The sequence below is a fragment of the Paenarthrobacter sp. R1 genome (assembly GCF_030264015.1).
In the GTDB taxonomy this organism is placed as follows: domain Bacteria; phylum Actinomycetota; class Actinomycetes; order Actinomycetales; family Micrococcaceae; genus Arthrobacter; species Arthrobacter ureafaciens.
Map to the genome: position 1 here is coordinate 4,325,570 of NZ_CP127115.1, position 14,678 is coordinate 4,340,247.

Below are 14,678 nucleotides of genomic sequence, written 5' to 3' on the forward strand. Positions count from 1 at the left end.
CGATGGAGCTCCTGACCGGTCAGAGGGAGGACAAGAACGCTGACGACCGTTCCGATCCGGCACAGATGTGTGCAGGCTTCGCTGCCGTGCTCCGCCGGTGCGGGGTGCCGGTGTCGACCTCCCAGACGATCACTTTCCATGCCGCCGTTCACGAGCTCGGCGACTTCACCCCGGCCGAGCTGTTCTGGGCAGGGAGGGCGGTGTTCGCTACAGACGCCGCCGCCTACGCTGCCTACGCACTGGCATTCAACGAGTATTTTTCGGAGAATGCGTCCATCGCTGATCCGCCGCCCGCTGCCAAACCCCGCCTCGGTGTCTTAGCCGAGGAATCCGGGGAAGCCGAACGGCCACCGACGAACCTGCAGGTCGGCGAAGAGCTACTGGAGCTGCCAAGAGAGGCAAGGGTCATTGCCAGCGAAGTAGAACGGCTCCGCGTAAAATCCTTTGCCCTGATGACTGAGGAGGAGCGGCAGGAATCCGCCCAAATCATCCGTCATCTGCGCCTGCGGTTGGACCACCGGTTGAGTCGGCGACGGACCACGGCCCGGACCGGCCCATTTCTGGACATGCGCGGTACGTTGAGGTTTCTGTTGTCAACCGACGGGGAACCGACACGGCTGCGCCGCCGTCGCAGGAGGATCCGGCAACGTCCCATCACGTTCCTGTTGGATGTCTCGGGATCCATGGGCGCGTACGGGCAGGCAGTACTGCGTTTCGCGCATGCCTTGGCCAGGGCAGGGGAGCACGTCGAGGTTTTCACCGTCGGTGTCAACCTACGCCGGGTCAGCGAAGCCTTACGGTCCGCGTCGGCAGACCGCGCCCTGGAACTCGTGGGGCAAATTGTTTCCGACTGGGACGGTGGTACCCGTCTTGGGAGTTCCTTCTCCGCGCTTCTGGAGGGCAAGCATGGGCACAACGCCCTGCGCGGGGCCGTCATGGTTATCTGCTCCGACGGTCTGGATCACGATAAGCCGGAGGTATTGGCGACAGCCATGAAACGTCTCCACCGCCTCTGCCACAGGCTCATCTGGCTCAACCCTTTGAAGTCCGATCCCCGCTATCAACCGCTCGCCCGGGGGATGGCCGCAGCCCTTCCCTACATTGATGACTTCCGTGCCGGACACAACATTGCCAGCCTGGAGAGCTTGGCCTCCGTTCTGGCCGGCACTAAAACGAACACCATGAAAGGCCCCGCCAGTGAGAGACATTCTTGAGGAAATAAGCGGCTGGTACCGTGAGGGCACCCGGTTCGCGCTGGCCACAGTAGTACAAACATGGCATTCCTCACCACGGTCGGCCGGCGCCGCGATGGCCGTGTCGGAGTTCGGCGACGTGGTGGGCAGCGTCTCCGGAGGATGCGTCGAGAGCGCTGTGTTTGAACTCGCGCAGGACGTTCTGGTCACCGGCTTGCCTGTTCGGCAAACGTACGGGGTTTCGGATGGAGACGCATTTGCGGTGGGACTCACGTGCGGAGGCACCATTGAAATGTTTGTTGAACTGGTGACCGCTGAAAGGTTCCGGAGGCTTCAGGAAGTCGCGGAACTGGTGGAAAGACGAAGCCCTGTTGCGATTGCGACGGTCATCGGCGGCCTTGCTGAGGTTGGAGCACACATGATGGTCACCGCAGATTCTGCGAGGGGCTCCTTCGGGGAGCATTCACTGGACCACAGCGTCACGGAAGTCTCGCAAGGAATGCTGGCTCAGGGCCTCAACGGCGTTGTACATGTTGGTCGTCATGGCGAGCGGCGGATGGAAGACATCACGGTGTTTGTCGAATCGTTCGCTCCGTCGCCCGAGATGATCGTTTTTGGCGCCATCGATTTCGCGGCCGCTGTGGTGCGGATGGGCAAGTTCCTCGGCTATCACGTGACCCTTTGCGATGCCCGGCCTGTCTTCGCCACCAGGCAGCGGTTCCCGGAGGCAGACGAGATTGTTGTCGAATGGCCCCACAAATTCCTTCAATCCAGGACCGTCGACGAACGGACGGTGTTGTGCGTGCTGACGCACGACCCGAAATTCGACGTCCCGCTACTCGTTGAGGCGCTCAGGACCAAGGCAGCCTACATCGGGGCAATGGGCAGTCGGCGTACCCACCTTGACCGACTCGATAAGCTCCGCGGCGCCGGGGTGAGTGCCGCCGAACTCGAGCGGCTGTCCTCACCGATCGGTTTGGATCTCCGGGGCAGAACGCCGGAAGAAACAGCTGTGTCGATCGCCGCCGAAATTATTGCCTTGAAATGGGGCGGCTCGGGACAGCAGCTGCGCGAGTTGTCGATGCCGATCCACGCCTGAAATGACTGCACATGTCTAGGTGGCACGGGCCTGGATAACGTCGTCGATCGTGAGCGCAGTACTGATGTGCGTCAGTGCGTCGATGCTGGTGAGCTGCAGCCCGAGAACGTCCTCGATCCGCCTCCGCCGCTGGTCGACGGTGTTTTTGTGGACGAACAGCTGTTCTGCAGTTGACTTGGTGTTGAGGTCGTTCCTGATCAGGGCCGAAAGCGTTGGGAGCAACGCTGTACCTTGCGCCCGGTCGTAGGTCCTTAGTGGACCCAGGACTTGCTCGCAGTAGCTCTCGAGCCGAGACGCGTCGGGCACTTGCAGGAACAGGCCGGCCATGCCGAGATCGGATAGGACAAGCGTACGGGTGTGCAGGCCGCGAAGGGCAGCGAGCTCGACAGCACCCCGGGCGACGTCGAAGGTTTCGGGATAACTGGAGGGATCGTTGACCGGTCCGGTGATCACTGTGATGGCCGACTTCGCTGCCGTGCTGTTGCCTGCCAGGCTGCGGCGGATGTCTTCGGAGACTGCCCGGACGGACTCCAGCGGCTGGTTACCCACCGGCAAAAGGGCGACGACGTAGCCTCCGTGCATACCGAGGAGGGGCTTGGGCGTAGTGTTCTCGCTGAGGCGCATGAGCGTCGAGGCCAGCCGGTACTGCAGCGGCCCCTCAAGGCCGTCGTCGTACCTCGCGACCATCACAGCGTGGGGTTGCGACAGGTCGTGGCCGAGACTTGCAGCCTGGTTAATAAGTGCGGTGGACCCCCGGACAGCACCACTGAGCAGTCCCGAAAGTATTTCCCCGGAATGCCTCCAGGCTGCTTCGGCTGCGGTCCGGGTCCGAAGCAGCTCAAGAGCCATGACCGTCGCCGCGTGTTCTATGGTGCGTCGGTCCAAGGGGCCCAGCGCTTCCAGTTCACCACTTGTCCAGATCCATGCGACGATTTCGTCCTTGATCATGACAGGTGCATGGAGGACTGAAACTGGGACGCCGTTTCCGGACAGTACCTCGGTTTGCGCGAGAACCTGAGGTTGCGGTCCTGCTGCCGCTGGTTCGGGATGCTGGTAGCTCGTCTTCCGGGTCAGGATGCCGGGCAATGAGTCGGCTCCTGCCAAGGAGTTGCATAGGAGCGCGCCGTTTGCCCCCCGGACCGTCACGGGACGGTCAATGAGCTCGGCCAAGGCGGCCGAAACGGTGGGAACGCCGCCTCCTTCCAAGGCGAGGGCAGTGAGTCGTTCGTGAACCTCCGCACCTTGGCGCTGAAGGTCGTACTGTTCCTCCAGGGTCGCGTTCGTGCGGTTCAGGTGTTCGATGGTCCGCGCTTGGTCTGTTTTCAATCTGGCTGTCGTTATGGCGATGGCAGCTTGATCGGCCAACATCGTCAAAAGTGCCTCCTCTTCCTCCGAGAAGGCGTGGGCGGCTGTTGTGTAGCAATTGAGTGTGCCGAGGATCTCGCTTGCAGTGTTCAGCGGCACCGAGATCATGGACAGGAAGCCCTGGTCTGAGGCTACTCCGCCCCAAGGCCCGAAAGAGGGGTTCGTTCGGGTATCTGCGACTTGGACCGCGACGCCAAGGGTAAATGCCTGGCTCGAAGGGGCAGGGTTTGAAACTCCATGCAGCCGAATGGGATGGGTTGCGTTAACATCCCGGATGTAGTCCCCGGAGAGGCCGAAAGAACCTCTGATCAACAGCACTCGATGCTCCGGGTCTGGCAGCGTGATGGCGCAAAAGTCGTAGTCCATCAGCCGGCAGGCGGTTTCGGCGATCACCGAGAGCAGGACATCCAGTGAAGCTCCATGGTTCACCGCCGAACCAATCTCGGCGACAGCGTGCAGCCACCCCTGCAACTGCTCGGCTATGCGGTCCGGTCGCACTTTCACCTTCCAAGTTTTCACGAATCCCCAATTGGGCGTTCAGCAGAGAAGTCCCAGCCTGCGAGCACCCTCACCTTCCAGGCAATGTGCAGGGGTACACCATTGTGCCTGCATTATGTTTCCAGACCTAGGTATGGGAAGCAAAGGGTCCCGGACTCTCGCTGAAAGCGAAAGCCCGGGACCCTCCCACCAGCCCTTCTACTTTTCGTCAAGCGGCAGCGGTGGGTTCTCCGAATTCATATGCTCGACCGTGGTGAAGATGATCTCGCCGTCGCCAACGTTTTCGATGTCGTGAAGCAGGTACTCACCCGCACCGAAGTGGAAGTGCCGGGTTTCTCCTGGTTGGTAGGACACCTCCCGCGTGGTGCCATCGAAGGTGTGCTGGCGGCTTCGTCCTGCTGTGACGGCCGTCCAGAAGTAGTCCAGAACGTGCCGGTGCGCGTGCCAGCGCTCTCCTGGGGCAAGCCTGATCTCCCAGACACGAACCCGGTCGTTTTCGCTCAAAAGTCTGGATCCAACATTGCCATCAAAGGCGTACTCTTCGAATTCGCGGCGAAGGTCGTCGGACCACCCTTCAAAGTTGGTGCCGATAAGGTCGCCGGCGAGGGGGAGGTCAGAGAGGAATCGTGTTTCAGTCATGCGTTCAGCGCCCCTTTCAGGGGATCCGTAGTGATTGTGTGTCGGAAAACCACATAACGCCTGCCATGTCCGAACAGCTTCAGACGGTGGCTGACCATGGTCGTAGCGTCGCGGACAGTGCCGCATCGCCGGAGCACCGGCAGAACTATTCGCCGGGACCGTAGAGCCCGAACCTGAGCTCCGGGTCTCCCGGGGTCCAGGTGTTTTGGAATTGGGACCGCGCACCCATGCTGGTGACGCGGTCGATGAGGTTGTTACCGAGCTGAAGTCGCCCCGGTTCCCATTTGGCCAGCGCCGTAGTGATGCTCTCGTTCTCACCAAGAGCTTCTGCCAATGCCCACGCATCTGCCGCTGCTTTGGCAGCCGCAGCTGCGGCGTGAGGGCGGGCCGCGAACGCGGCATCGCCGATCAGGACCACGCGGCCTTCAACCATCCTGGGTGACCGCACGTCGAGGACAGGTTGGATGTACGGCTCCGCAGTAAGGTTGACCAGTTCGGCGGCAGCAGGTGCCAGCAATTCCTTGGCAGCCGTCTTCATTTCGGTGATGTAGCGGTCCTGTACCTGTCCAGGGTGGACCGAAACGGAACCGATAAACCCACGCTTGTCGGTCAGGATCTCGTCGAGTTCAGGACCCTCGGCGACATTTCGATACCAGACGTAGTTAAGCAGGCGCTTACCAACTTCAAAGCCGTTGTCAGGGCCGGGGATGGGGTACATGCAGATATGGGTGTTCGGCCCAACCGAGTAGGTGAGGGAACTTCCGAGCAGCTCTGCCGTTGCCGCAGAGACGTCGCTTTCCAGGACGGTTCCGCGCCAACCTATGTAGCCTGAGTAGGACAAATCAGCTTCAGGGTAGAGGCGCCTACGGCCAACTGAGGTGATGCCATCGGCAAAGACCACGAGGTCAGCGCGTTCATTGCGGCCGCTGACAAACCGGACGTCTACACCATCAACATCTTGATCGAATCCGACGGCGTACTCGCCCAAGACGTAGCTCTCCCGGCCAAAGTCGGCCAGCAGGGAGTTGTACATGACACTCCAGGAGCTGTACTGCCACTCCGCCTTCTCTTCGAACACGATTTCGTTACCATCGCCGAGGTAGCGGAGGAATTGCGTCGAAGTGCTTACTTCCTCAGGGCTGATGCTGCTTCGTTCACGGAACCACCTGAGGGTGTCCGGCTGAAGCACGATGCCGCCGCCGCGGTTGCCCAGCTCGGTGGATGTCCGTTCGAAGATCGTGACATCGAATCCCTGTTCCCTGAGCAGCAACCCTGTGGTGAGGCCGCCAACGGATCCTCCGAGGACCAGGGCCCGCTTGCCATTATGGGTAGTCATTCTGTTAGCTCCTTCGCCAGCTTATTGCGTCATCGGTAACCACAATCACTACGTCCAGTGTGGGCTGTCCGACAGTGTGGACAAAGGTGCACGAGACCATAAGAACCAGCCAAGCTATGTGTTGGTACACACGCTCCTGTGTGGCCCAAGGGCCGTTTGCTTACCGGGCATCGGTGGTGAGCAGCTTATGCTTGGCTCATGTCGACTCATGAAGAGAAGGATCCTCCGGTACCTGCGGATGTTGAAGGCAAGATCCCGAAAAAAGTGCACGATACTCCGGACGCAGGGGATGTCCCCGAGGGTGAAAGCAGTGAAACGTAGATACACAGCGAACGGGTCTCACTTTGCCTCCCTGAAGACGCGTGACACCAGGATCCACGTCGGGGTAATCGCGGGAACCACCAACAGTGCGGCGTAGGGCGCCGCTGCCGAGTACGCCTCCACCGACGTGTGGGTCCACAGCCGCGTGGCGAGGGTCTCGCATCCGGTTGGACGAAGCATAAGTGTTGCTGGAATCTTCTTGAGGGTTGTCAGTAGCACCATGAGCGCTCCGGATGCCACACCAGGCAGAACCAAGGGCATCGATACGCGGAAGACCACGGCCCGGGGTTTCTTCGCCAACGACTGCGCGGCTTCTTCAATTTGCCGCGAGTTCCGCCGGGGACGCCGAAGGGCGGCGGGCGGGGAGCCCTGCCGGGCTCGGCGCGCCCGGCACCATCGGGTGCTCATGGGTTTCTTCGGCGCAAGCGCCTAGTGCACGCGGGCCTCGTCCGACGGGTTGGTTGCGGAAACAGGTGCCGCTTCGAGGCGACCACGGACGCGCTTGACAGTTTCGGGCGCAAGGACCGCCGAAACCACCGTGACGATGCCGATAAAGCTGAAGTACAGGATCACCCAACCGGGTTCGCCCTCACCTGCATTGAGCAGGGCCACGGCAACCAGCGGTGCGATGCCCCCTGCCAGGACCGATCCGAACTGGTAGCCCATGGAGGCGCCGCTGTAGCGGAGCTTCGTCGAGAAGAGCTCGCTGAAGAATGCAGCCTGCGGGCCGTACATCGAGTTGTGGAAGACGGCGAGGCCGATGATGATGGCCAGCGTGGCCATCAGCGCGCTTCCGGTGTCCGTCATGACGAAGTAAAGCGGGAAGAACAGCAGGCCGCCGATTGAGCCGAAGAGGTAGAGCGGCTTGCGGCCAATCCGGTCGGACAATGCGGCCCACAACGGAACCGCGATCACGCCAATGGCGGACGCGATCAGCACGGACATGGAGCCCTGGTTGGCACGCTCGGCGCCGAAGGTCCGCATGATGTAGACAACCGAGAATGTGGTGTAGAGGTAGAAGGCGGAGTTTTCCGCCAGACGCATGCCGACCACCAGCCAGACGCCTTTGCTTTCCTTCTTCAGGGCATCACCCAGCGGGTTGTGGGCGGTCTGCTTCTTCGCAACGAGTTCTTTGAAGTCCTCGGAGTCTTCGAGCTTCGCCCGCACTACAAGGCCAACAATGATCAGAAGCACGCTCATCAGGAAGGGAACGCGCCAGGCCCAGGCGTCGAAGACGTCGGCCGGGACGCTGCCCTTGACGGCCAGAACGGATGAGTTGGCAAGCAGCATGCCGGCAGGGACACCCATCTGAGTGAAGCTGCCGAAGAAACCGCGGCGGCCTTCGGGGGCATGTTCGGTGGAGATAATGGCTGCTCCTGCCCATTCCGCGCCGGCACCAAAGCCCTGAACCAGGCGAAGCACAGTCAGCAGGATGGGGGCCCAAACGCCGATCTGTGAGTAGGTGGGGAGCAGGCCCATGGCCAGGGTAGCGAAGCCCATCAGGAGCAGGGACAGTACCAGCATCGGCTTACGGCCGATCTTGTCGCCGTAGTGTCCGGCGAACATGCCGCCGAAGGGACGGGCCACAAAGCCTACCGCGTAGGTGAGGAAGGCGAGGAGGAGCCCGGTGGCCGGGTCCTGCTCGGGAAAGTAGAGCCGGCTGAACACGCCGGTAGCGGCCAGGAGGCCGAAGATGTAGTAGTCGTACCACTCAATGGTGGTGCCGGCGAAGCTGGCCAGGGACACGCGCCAGGGCACTCGATTCGTCTTGGCGGCAGTCGTTGAAGGGAGCGTCATTGATCTTTTCTTTTCGATAGTCAAACAGTGTTGTTGTTGCAGGACGGTGCGCCAGGTAGGGCCCGGTTCACCAATCCACTGCGATGTACTTGGTTTCGGTGAAGTCCAGCAGGCCCTGGTGGGCGCCTTCGCGTCCCAGTCCGCTTTGCTTCACGCCACCGAACGGGGCTGCCGGGTCCGATACCAGGCCGCGGTTCACAGCAACCATGCCGCTTTCAATGCGTTCGGCGATCCGCAGCCCGCGGCGGAAGTCTTCGGTGAACACATACGCCGCGAGACCGTACTCGGAGTCGTTGGCGGCCGCGACGGCTTCCTCTTCCGTGTCGAACCCGATGATGGAAGCGACGGGGCCAAAGATCTCCTCGCTGACCATCCGGGCGTGCAGCGGCACGTTGGTCAGCACCGTAGGCGGGTAGTAGTAGCCGTCCCCGGCGGGCAGCTGTCCGCCGGTCAGCAGGCGGGCACCTTGGTTGAGAGCGTCGCGCACCAGGGCATCGACCTTCATGACGCTTGCTTCGTCAACAAGGGGTCCCACTTCCGTTGCGGGATCGGTGCCGGGGCCAACGGTGAGGCCGGCCATGCGGGCGGCCAGGCGGCCGGCGAACTCGGCCTGGATACCGCGTTGGACGTAGATCCGGTTGGCTGCCGTGCAGGCCTGGCCTCCGTTGCGCATCTTGGCGACCATCACGCCGTCGATGGCCTTGTCCAAGTCGGCGTCCTCGAACACCAGGAACGGCGCGTTGCCGCCCAGTTCCATTGAGCACTTGAGGACGTTGTCCGCGGCCTGGCGCAGCAGGTGCCGCCCGACGCCCGTGGAACCCGTGAAGGACAGCTTGCGCACCCTGGGGTCGGCGAGTATCGGCGTCATGACGTCGCTGGTCTTGCTCGTGGTGACAACATTGACGACGCCGGCCGGGACACCGGCGTCGACCATCAGCTGGGCAATAGCCAGGGAGGTCAGGGGCGTCAGGGTCGCTGGTTTGAGCACGGCAGTGCAGCCGGCGGCCAGCGCCGGTGCCAGTTTGCGTGTGGCCATGGCGGCCGGGAAGTTCCACGGCGTGATCAGGACGCAAACGCCGATTGGCTGGTGCTGGACCAGTATGCGGTTGGTTCCGGAGGGGGAGATGGACATGTCTCCGATGATCCGGACAGCTTCCTCGGCATACCAACGGAAGAACTCCGCAGCGTAGGCCACCTCTCCGCGGGCGTCCGGAAGTGCCTTGCCGTTTTCGAGGGAGATGAGGCGGGCGAGCTCCTCGCTTCGTTCGGTCATCAGGTCAAAGCAGCGGCTCAGGACTTCGGCCCGTTGGCGCGGGGGAGTAGCGGCCCAATCGGCCAGTGCGTCCGCGGCAGCGTCGACGGCGGCGAGACCGTCAGCGACGTCGGCGTCGGCGATCGCAGTGATGGCGGTCGCGTCAGAGGGGTTGACGACGTCGACTGTTCCGCCGCCCGCGGCGTCCCGCCAGCGTCCTGCGATGAGCAGTTGGCGGGGAACCGTCAGTCCTTCGAGATCAAGCGGTTCCAGGGTGGAAAGGAGGGTCATGGCAGAACCTTTGCTTCTTGTTGGGGAGTGTTGGCCTCAGCGGATGGTGCGGTCGCCTGCAAAGGCGGCCTGCACTATGGACCCGACTGCTGCGAGGTTGAGCGGAAGGGGGTTGTTGTCGATGAGCCGTTTCGAGTTCAGCGACAGTTCGGCGATCCGGGCAAGGTCGTTTTCCTTGACGCCGAGTTCGGCCAGTGTGGAAGGCAGTTCGATGGCGGCGATTACTTCGTCGATGGCTTCGACGCCTGCGACCGCTGCGTCCCGGGCGTCCATGCCCTTGATGTCACGTCCAAGGGCCTCGGCGATCTGACCCAGTTGGGGGATGATCGCACTGAAGTTGTGGCGGACGACGTAGGGGAGCAGGAGTCCGACGCCGACGCCGTGAGGCGTGTGCGTCAGCGCGCCGACCGGGTACTGGATGGCGTGGGCAGCAGCGGTTCCGGCGTTGCTGAGGACGATGCCGCCGTAGAGCGCAGCCAGCATCATGTCTCCGCGCGCCTCGACATTGTCCGGATCCTTGTAGGCGGTGGCCAGGCTGCGGCCCACCAGACGAATTCCGTCCAGGGCGAGGGAGTTGGTCAGGACATTCCTGCCAACGAAGACGCGTTCGCTGGCAAGGGTCGGGGTGGGGTTCCGGGTGATTGCAGTGAAGGATTCGATCAGGTGCACGAACGTATCTGCGCCGGTGGCCGCCGTCAGCGATGGCGGGCAGGAATAGGTGAGTTCGGGATCGCATACGGATGCGAACGGAATGATGTGCGGGCTCGAGATGCCCATTTTCATGCCGAGTCCAGGGTCGGACACGACGGCGATGGCCGTGGCCTCCGAGCCTGTGCCCGCCGTCGTCGGGAGTGCGATCACCGGCTTGACCGGTCCCGGGACCTTGAACTCGCCGTAGTAGTCGCTGGGCACGCCACCGTGGGTCAGCAGCACTGACACTACCTTGGCCATGTCCATGCAGCTTCCCCCGCCGAACCCAATGATGACGTCGATGTCCTGGCCCTTGAGTTCTTCAACGCAGGCGATGATGCCGGGGACAGGGAGTTCCGCCTCGGTTTCACCGAACACGCGGACAGTGAGGTTTTGGCCTTCAAGGGTCCGCACCAGTTCCTGCAGTTCCTCTGAGGCGGCAACCCGGGGGTCCGTGCACACCAGGACGTTGCTGCCGATTTCGGCCGCAATTCCGGCGACGGCGAATCGCTGACTGGCGCCGACGACAACAGTCCGCGGCAACCGCAGGACGCCGAAAGTAGTGGGCCGGATGCCCGCCTCATGCGCACACGACATTGTGACTAACTCCTAAGGGATTTGGGGTCTTCGGCTACCTGACAGTTGCCGTGGATCTCATCGTTCCAGAGTCGTGTGAGGCAGCATATGGATGTTCCCGCCATAATGATGGCGTCAACATGTGGCGAAGTGACACGGTTGGGTGTCCCGGCCGGCTTCAGGGCGTGCGCCCGCCCACTCCCGCCGATTGCAGCCGCCACAGTCGCAAAGCGACGTGCACGTCCAATGAGCGTCCGCCCCGGCGCCAGTCTTCGCCCAGGATGTTGTCGATTCTGGCCAGCCGCTGCCGCAACGTGTTGGCATGGATATGCAGGGCATTGGCCGCAGCAGCCATGGAGCTGTCGTTTTCAAGGAAAGTCCACGCCGTCTGAACCAGTTGGGTACCGCGCATTGCGTCGTAGTTCAGGAGCGGGCCAAGCTGGGCGGCCAGCAGTTGGGCCGCAAACGGGCTCTCCATTGCTCCGAGGAGCATGCCGGCCGTGCCGAGTGCGGCCTTGTCGGCGGCCTCCCCATGCCGTCCCAACGCCTGCAGTGCGCCCAACACCGCGTGGGCCTCGGCGTGGGCCGCCGACAACCGCGGGAATCCCGTCACAGCTTCAGATGAGCCCACGGTGGCCTCGATGCGCTGCCGCTTGAGTGCGTCGACAATCGCCTGGCCACCCGCTGTCCTCCCGGACATCGCTGCCGAAGCGGGTCCGTCGCCGTCGTAGGCGGGCGGCTCAATGATGCAGAGATGCGATTCGTGCAGCGCGGTAATGCCGGGGCGGCCCTCGGTATGCCGCCTAAGTACCGCCAGCGCCCGCTGGCGTTGGTCATCGCTGACTCCTACCACGCGGACCACGAGTTGGAGGTTCTCGGCAAGCCCGAACCGGCCTGCCCTCCTTTTCACTGCCTCCACGTTTTCAGAGCGGGGGTTCAGGAGCTCGTCGATGAGCTCGAGCTGGAGACGGTACTGCGCTTCCTGGTAGGTGCGCTCAAAAAGGAGCGCGGCGCTGAGCACCAGGGCACTGCGTTCAAGGACCGCGGTCCTCTCTTGTGTCAGGTGCCCCGCAACCACGAGTGATGCGAGATGCTGGTCACCGGCAACAGCGGACATTACGGTGTAGTCCAGTCCGTTGGCGGTGAAGGGCACGGGCAGCGTCTGCGCCGCGGACATCTCTGCGGCGCTCAACGCGGCCGGGCTGCCGAAGTCGGTACCCGGCACGGTCCCCGCCATCGGTTGGCCCGTTGGCGAGACCACGAAAACCTCGCCGTCCATCGATTCGCCCAGCAGCCGCAGCAGGGCGGGCAGGCTGTCCGTGGAAGCGAGCGTTTCCATCAGCCGCCGGTCAAGAGATGCCAGCTCCTCGAGTGCCCTGACATGCGCGAGGTTTTGACGCTGGGCTTGGTCCAGCCGGGCGAGTGCATCCGCCACTTCGGTGAAGTGGCGGGCGTTTTCGAGGGCGACGGCGGCGTGGGTGCCGATGGATTCCATCAAGGCGACATCGTCACTGCTGAAGGTGTGCGCACGACGGTCGGCGACGAGGAGGGCACCGATGACCTTGCCCTCGACCCGCAACGGGACACCCATGATGGCCTTGACGCCCTCGGCCGCGACGGCAGCATCGCTTGACTCAAGGTGTGTCTTGGTGTTGTCGCGAAGGTAATCAGCACTTTGTGCGGGCGCCTCGCCGGTAGCCACGGCACCCAGGACACCCTCCCCGAGGGGCATCCGGATGTTGCGGAACTGTGCCGTTGCGGCGCCGTCTGTCACCCGGATGTATGACTCCCCGGTCGCGTAGTCATTCAGGCTCAGGTAGGCAATATCGCTCCCGATGAGGGAACGGGTCCTGCGAACGATGGCTTTGAGTACAGCCTCCACATCGCGGATACCCGTCAGGTCCGTGGCGGTGTCATACAGGACGCGAAGCAGGCCCTCGCGCCTGCCTGCTTCCCAGAGCCTGGTGTTGAGGCTTCGCACGGCAGCGGCCGTCGTCGGGTCGATGAGGCTGCTCGCCTGCATGCTTTCCAGCCGGGGCTCGAGTTCCTCAGCAGAGACGCCATCGACGAGGAGGGAGAGAAGCCGCCCCAGGGCCAGCCCGTCAATCCGGGCGGCACGTGCACGGAAGGCCGGACCTTCTTGTGCACCCATAGCGCCAATGGTAGCCGGGCCAGCTATAGGAATGAACCCGTGGACAGGTAGCCGGCAACGGGATCATTGTGGAACCGCTTGGTTTGGTCCGGGCTACTCGTCTGCCTCAACTGACTGGCGACGGTGACGTTCCCGTTGGCCGTATGCCGCTCGAAGGATGTCGTCCTTCGACTCGAATCCCGAGCCCAGCGCTCCACCGATGAGCGCCGCCGAGGCGGTCATCCATGCCACTTCCATAAAGTCCCACATGGAAACGGGTGCTGCAGGGTCAAAGCCAGCAGGCCGTCGTCGATGGTGAAAACGGCGGCCAGCAGCACGGCAACGAACAGCAGGACGTAGCTGATCACGACGCCGATCGTCAGTGACCACACAGTGGAAGTGTTGTATAGGGAAGCCTTGTATCGTTCCAGCAGGTCCTCACGCAGGGGTCTTTCCCAGAGGTCGTGTTGGGTGATGATCCAGAACACCATCGAACTGATGGCAAGGACCGTCAGAAACGTCAGTCTCAGCGCCCCCAGCAAATCTGCGAGTTGCCAAATCGTGTCCGTAACCAGCGCGAAGGCGGTCCTGCGGATGTCGATGGAGCTCGGCGGGAATGCCCCGTTCGTCGTGGTTGAGGACGCCGCATGACCACGGCCCGGGACACCGAGGCCGAGTCCACGGTGGGCCCGCTGATCGATGCGAAGAGCCGGGACAAGGTCCACGAACTCGTCACCGACGCTGTGAGCGATGGTGCCGTCCTAATCACGGGAGGGTCACCCGTGGAAGGTCCAGGCTATTTCTACCAACCGACGCTTCTTCTCCACGTCAGTGAAGGGACCCGGATCCTGTCCGAGGAGATCTTCGGGCCCGTCGCGCCGATCATCACCTTCGACACCGAGGATGAGGCGGTCCGGCTGGCGAACAGCACCGAGTACGGACTCGTCGCCTACGTCTTCACGAGGGACCTCAACCGGGGCATCCGGATGGGCGAACGCCTGGAAACCGGCATGCTGGGCCTGAACGTCGGTGTGGTCTCCAACGCCGCGGCACCCTTCAGCGGGGTCAAGCAGTCAGGACTGGGCCGGGAAGGCGGCCTCGAGGGCATCGAGGAATACCTCTATACCCAGTACATCGGCATCGCCGACCCCTTCGCCAGCTGACCACGCTGTTCGACTCCCCGAACCGCAAGGGGCCTCCCGTCATCGCAACGTTGGAGGCCTTTTGCTGCGGGCCATAAAGGGATGAGGGAGGTGGAACAGCTGTTGAAGAGGCACTTGGCGGGGAGCTTCGGGGGTGTGGACAGTATCCAACATCTAGGTCATGGAGTAGGCCGTGCCGGTGCCGGACAGGGCTGGATTGCGGAGGTTCTGGCCGGAATGGCGGATATTCAAGGCCGGGAATCCCCTTCGAGTCTTACCTCGGGCACGGCATGACTCCTCGTCAGAGGGGTAATTAGTGTTTCCAAGCTTGACATGTGTATCTCATAA

General features: G+C 62.7%; 13 protein-coding genes and 1 pseudogene. 4 read left to right on the forward strand and 10 right to left on the reverse strand.

Annotated features, from left to right (window positions below; all coding sequences use genetic code 11):
* The first annotated feature begins 2 nt into the window (after nt 1–2).
* Together QN084_RS20585 and QN084_RS20590 are read left to right on the forward strand one after the other, a co-directional pair.
* Nucleotides 3–1,214: a vWA domain-containing protein gene (locus tag QN084_RS20585; RefSeq protein ID WP_206599694.1), complete on the forward strand. Its 1,212-nt coding sequence runs from the start codon at nt 3–5 to the stop codon at nt 1,212–1,214.
* Nucleotides 1,198–2,292, forward strand: coding sequence for an XdhC family protein (locus tag QN084_RS20590; RefSeq protein WP_069695657.1), 1,095 nt, complete (start codon nt 1,198–1,200; stop codon nt 2,290–2,292). Before QN084_RS20585 ends, QN084_RS20590 begins: the two co-directional genes overlap by 17 nt.
* Nucleotides 2,293–2,307: 15 nt before the next feature.
* Here the strand turns inward: QN084_RS20590 and QN084_RS20595 are convergent, their stop codons facing one another.
* The 3 genes from QN084_RS20595 to QN084_RS20605 all read right to left on the reverse strand — a co-directional run bounded on the left by QN084_RS20595 (nt 2,308) and on the right by QN084_RS20605 (nt 6,130).
* Entirely contained in the window at nt 2,308–4,161 is a 1,854-nt protein-coding gene (locus QN084_RS20595; RefSeq protein WP_069695656.1) for a helix-turn-helix domain-containing protein, read from the reverse strand.
* A 192-nt stretch (nt 4,162–4,353) separates the two neighbouring features.
* Nucleotides 4,354–4,794, reverse strand: a complete 441-nt coding sequence (locus tag QN084_RS20600) for a cupin domain-containing protein (RefSeq protein WP_069695655.1) — start codon at nt 4,792–4,794, stop codon at nt 4,354–4,356.
* Between the two features lie 145 nt (nt 4,795–4,939).
* Nucleotides 4,940–6,130, reverse strand: coding sequence for an FAD binding domain-containing protein (locus QN084_RS20605; RefSeq protein WP_069695654.1), 1,191 nt, complete (start codon nt 6,128–6,130; stop codon nt 4,940–4,942).
* A 198-nt stretch (nt 6,131–6,328) separates the two neighbouring features.
* On the opposite strand from QN084_RS20605, the gene QN084_RS20610 reads away from it, so the two are divergent.
* Nucleotides 6,329–6,451, forward strand: coding sequence for a hypothetical protein (locus tag QN084_RS20610; protein ID WP_264398830.1), 123 nt, complete (start codon nt 6,329–6,331; stop codon nt 6,449–6,451).
* A gap of 18 nt (nt 6,452–6,469) precedes the next feature.
* On the opposite strand, the gene QN084_RS20615 is transcribed toward QN084_RS20610, so the two are convergent.
* The 7 genes from QN084_RS20615 to QN084_RS20645 all read right to left on the reverse strand — a co-directional run bounded on the left by QN084_RS20615 (nt 6,470) and on the right by QN084_RS20645 (nt 13,679).
* On the reverse strand, nt 6,470–6,859 hold the full coding sequence (locus tag QN084_RS20615; RefSeq protein WP_139126833.1) for a hypothetical protein: 390 nt from the start codon (nt 6,857–6,859) through the stop codon (nt 6,470–6,472).
* A gap of 21 nt (nt 6,860–6,880) precedes the next feature.
* Nucleotides 6,881–8,248 (reverse strand): MFS transporter, encoded by a 1,368-nt coding sequence (locus QN084_RS20620; protein ID WP_069695652.1) that lies wholly within the window; start codon nt 8,246–8,248, stop codon nt 6,881–6,883.
* Nucleotides 8,249–8,315: 67 nt separating this feature from the next.
* Nucleotides 8,316–9,791: an NAD-dependent succinate-semialdehyde dehydrogenase gene (locus QN084_RS20625; RefSeq protein WP_069695651.1), complete on the reverse strand. Its 1,476-nt coding sequence runs from the start codon at nt 9,789–9,791 to the stop codon at nt 8,316–8,318.
* Between the two features lie 36 nt (nt 9,792–9,827).
* A complete protein-coding gene (locus tag QN084_RS20630; RefSeq protein ID WP_069695650.1) occupies nt 9,828–11,078 on the reverse strand; it encodes an iron-containing alcohol dehydrogenase in 1,251 nt (416 codons plus the stop codon).
* Between the two features lie 157 nt (nt 11,079–11,235).
* Nucleotides 11,236–13,209: a helix-turn-helix domain-containing protein gene (locus QN084_RS20635; RefSeq protein ID WP_069695649.1), complete on the reverse strand. Its 1,974-nt coding sequence runs from the start codon at nt 13,207–13,209 to the stop codon at nt 11,236–11,238.
* Nucleotides 13,210–13,302: 93 nt separating this feature from the next.
* On the reverse strand, nt 13,303–13,431 hold the full coding sequence (locus QN084_RS20640) for a hypothetical protein (RefSeq protein WP_259362959.1): 129 nt from the start codon (nt 13,429–13,431) through the stop codon (nt 13,303–13,305).
* Nucleotides 13,428–13,679 (reverse strand): hypothetical protein, encoded by a 252-nt coding sequence (locus QN084_RS20645; RefSeq protein WP_259362960.1) that lies wholly within the window; start codon nt 13,677–13,679, stop codon nt 13,428–13,430. The genes QN084_RS20640 and QN084_RS20645 overlap by 4 nt, the downstream gene beginning before the upstream one ends.
* A gap of 82 nt (nt 13,680–13,761) precedes the next feature.
* Here QN084_RS20645 and QN084_RS20650 point away from each other — a divergent pair.
* Nucleotides 13,762–14,351: pseudogene (locus QN084_RS20650) on the forward strand (aldehyde dehydrogenase family protein); the annotation flags it as partial.
* Between the last annotated feature and the right edge of the window lie 327 nt (nt 14,352–14,678).

Coding starts and splice junctions, on each gene's coding strand:
- QN084_RS20640 (WP_259362959.1), bottom strand. CDS start 13,431: ATGACCGCCTCGGCGGCGCTCATCGGTGGAGCGCTGGGCTCGGGATTC.
- QN084_RS20620 (WP_069695652.1), bottom strand. CDS start 8,248: ATGACGCTCCCTTCAACGACTGCCGCCAAGACGAATCGAGTGCCCTGG.
- QN084_RS20630 (WP_069695650.1), bottom strand. CDS start 11,078: ATGTCGTGTGCGCATGAGGCGGGCATCCGGCCCACTACTTTCGGCGTC.
- QN084_RS20615 (WP_139126833.1), bottom strand. CDS start 6,859: ATGAGCACCCGATGGTGCCGGGCGCGCCGAGCCCGGCAGGGCTCCCCG.
- QN084_RS20625 (WP_069695651.1), bottom strand. CDS start 9,791: ATGACCCTCCTTTCCACCCTGGAACCGCTTGATCTCGAAGGACTGACG.
- QN084_RS20585 (WP_206599694.1), top strand. CDS start 3: ATGGAGCTCCTGACCGGTCAGAGGGAGGACAAGAACGCTGACGACCGT.
- QN084_RS20600 (WP_069695655.1), bottom strand. CDS start 4,794: ATGACTGAAACACGATTCCTCTCTGACCTCCCCCTCGCCGGCGACCTT.
- QN084_RS20610 (WP_264398830.1), top strand. CDS start 6,329: ATGTCGACTCATGAAGAGAAGGATCCTCCGGTACCTGCGGATGTTGAA.
- QN084_RS20645 (WP_259362960.1), bottom strand. CDS start 13,679: ATGGTGTTCTGGATCATCACCCAACACGACCTCTGGGAAAGACCCCTG.
- QN084_RS20635 (WP_069695649.1), bottom strand. CDS start 13,209: ATGGGTGCACAAGAAGGTCCGGCCTTCCGTGCACGTGCCGCCCGGATT.
- QN084_RS20605 (WP_069695654.1), bottom strand. CDS start 6,130: ATGACTACCCATAATGGCAAGCGGGCCCTGGTCCTCGGAGGATCCGTT.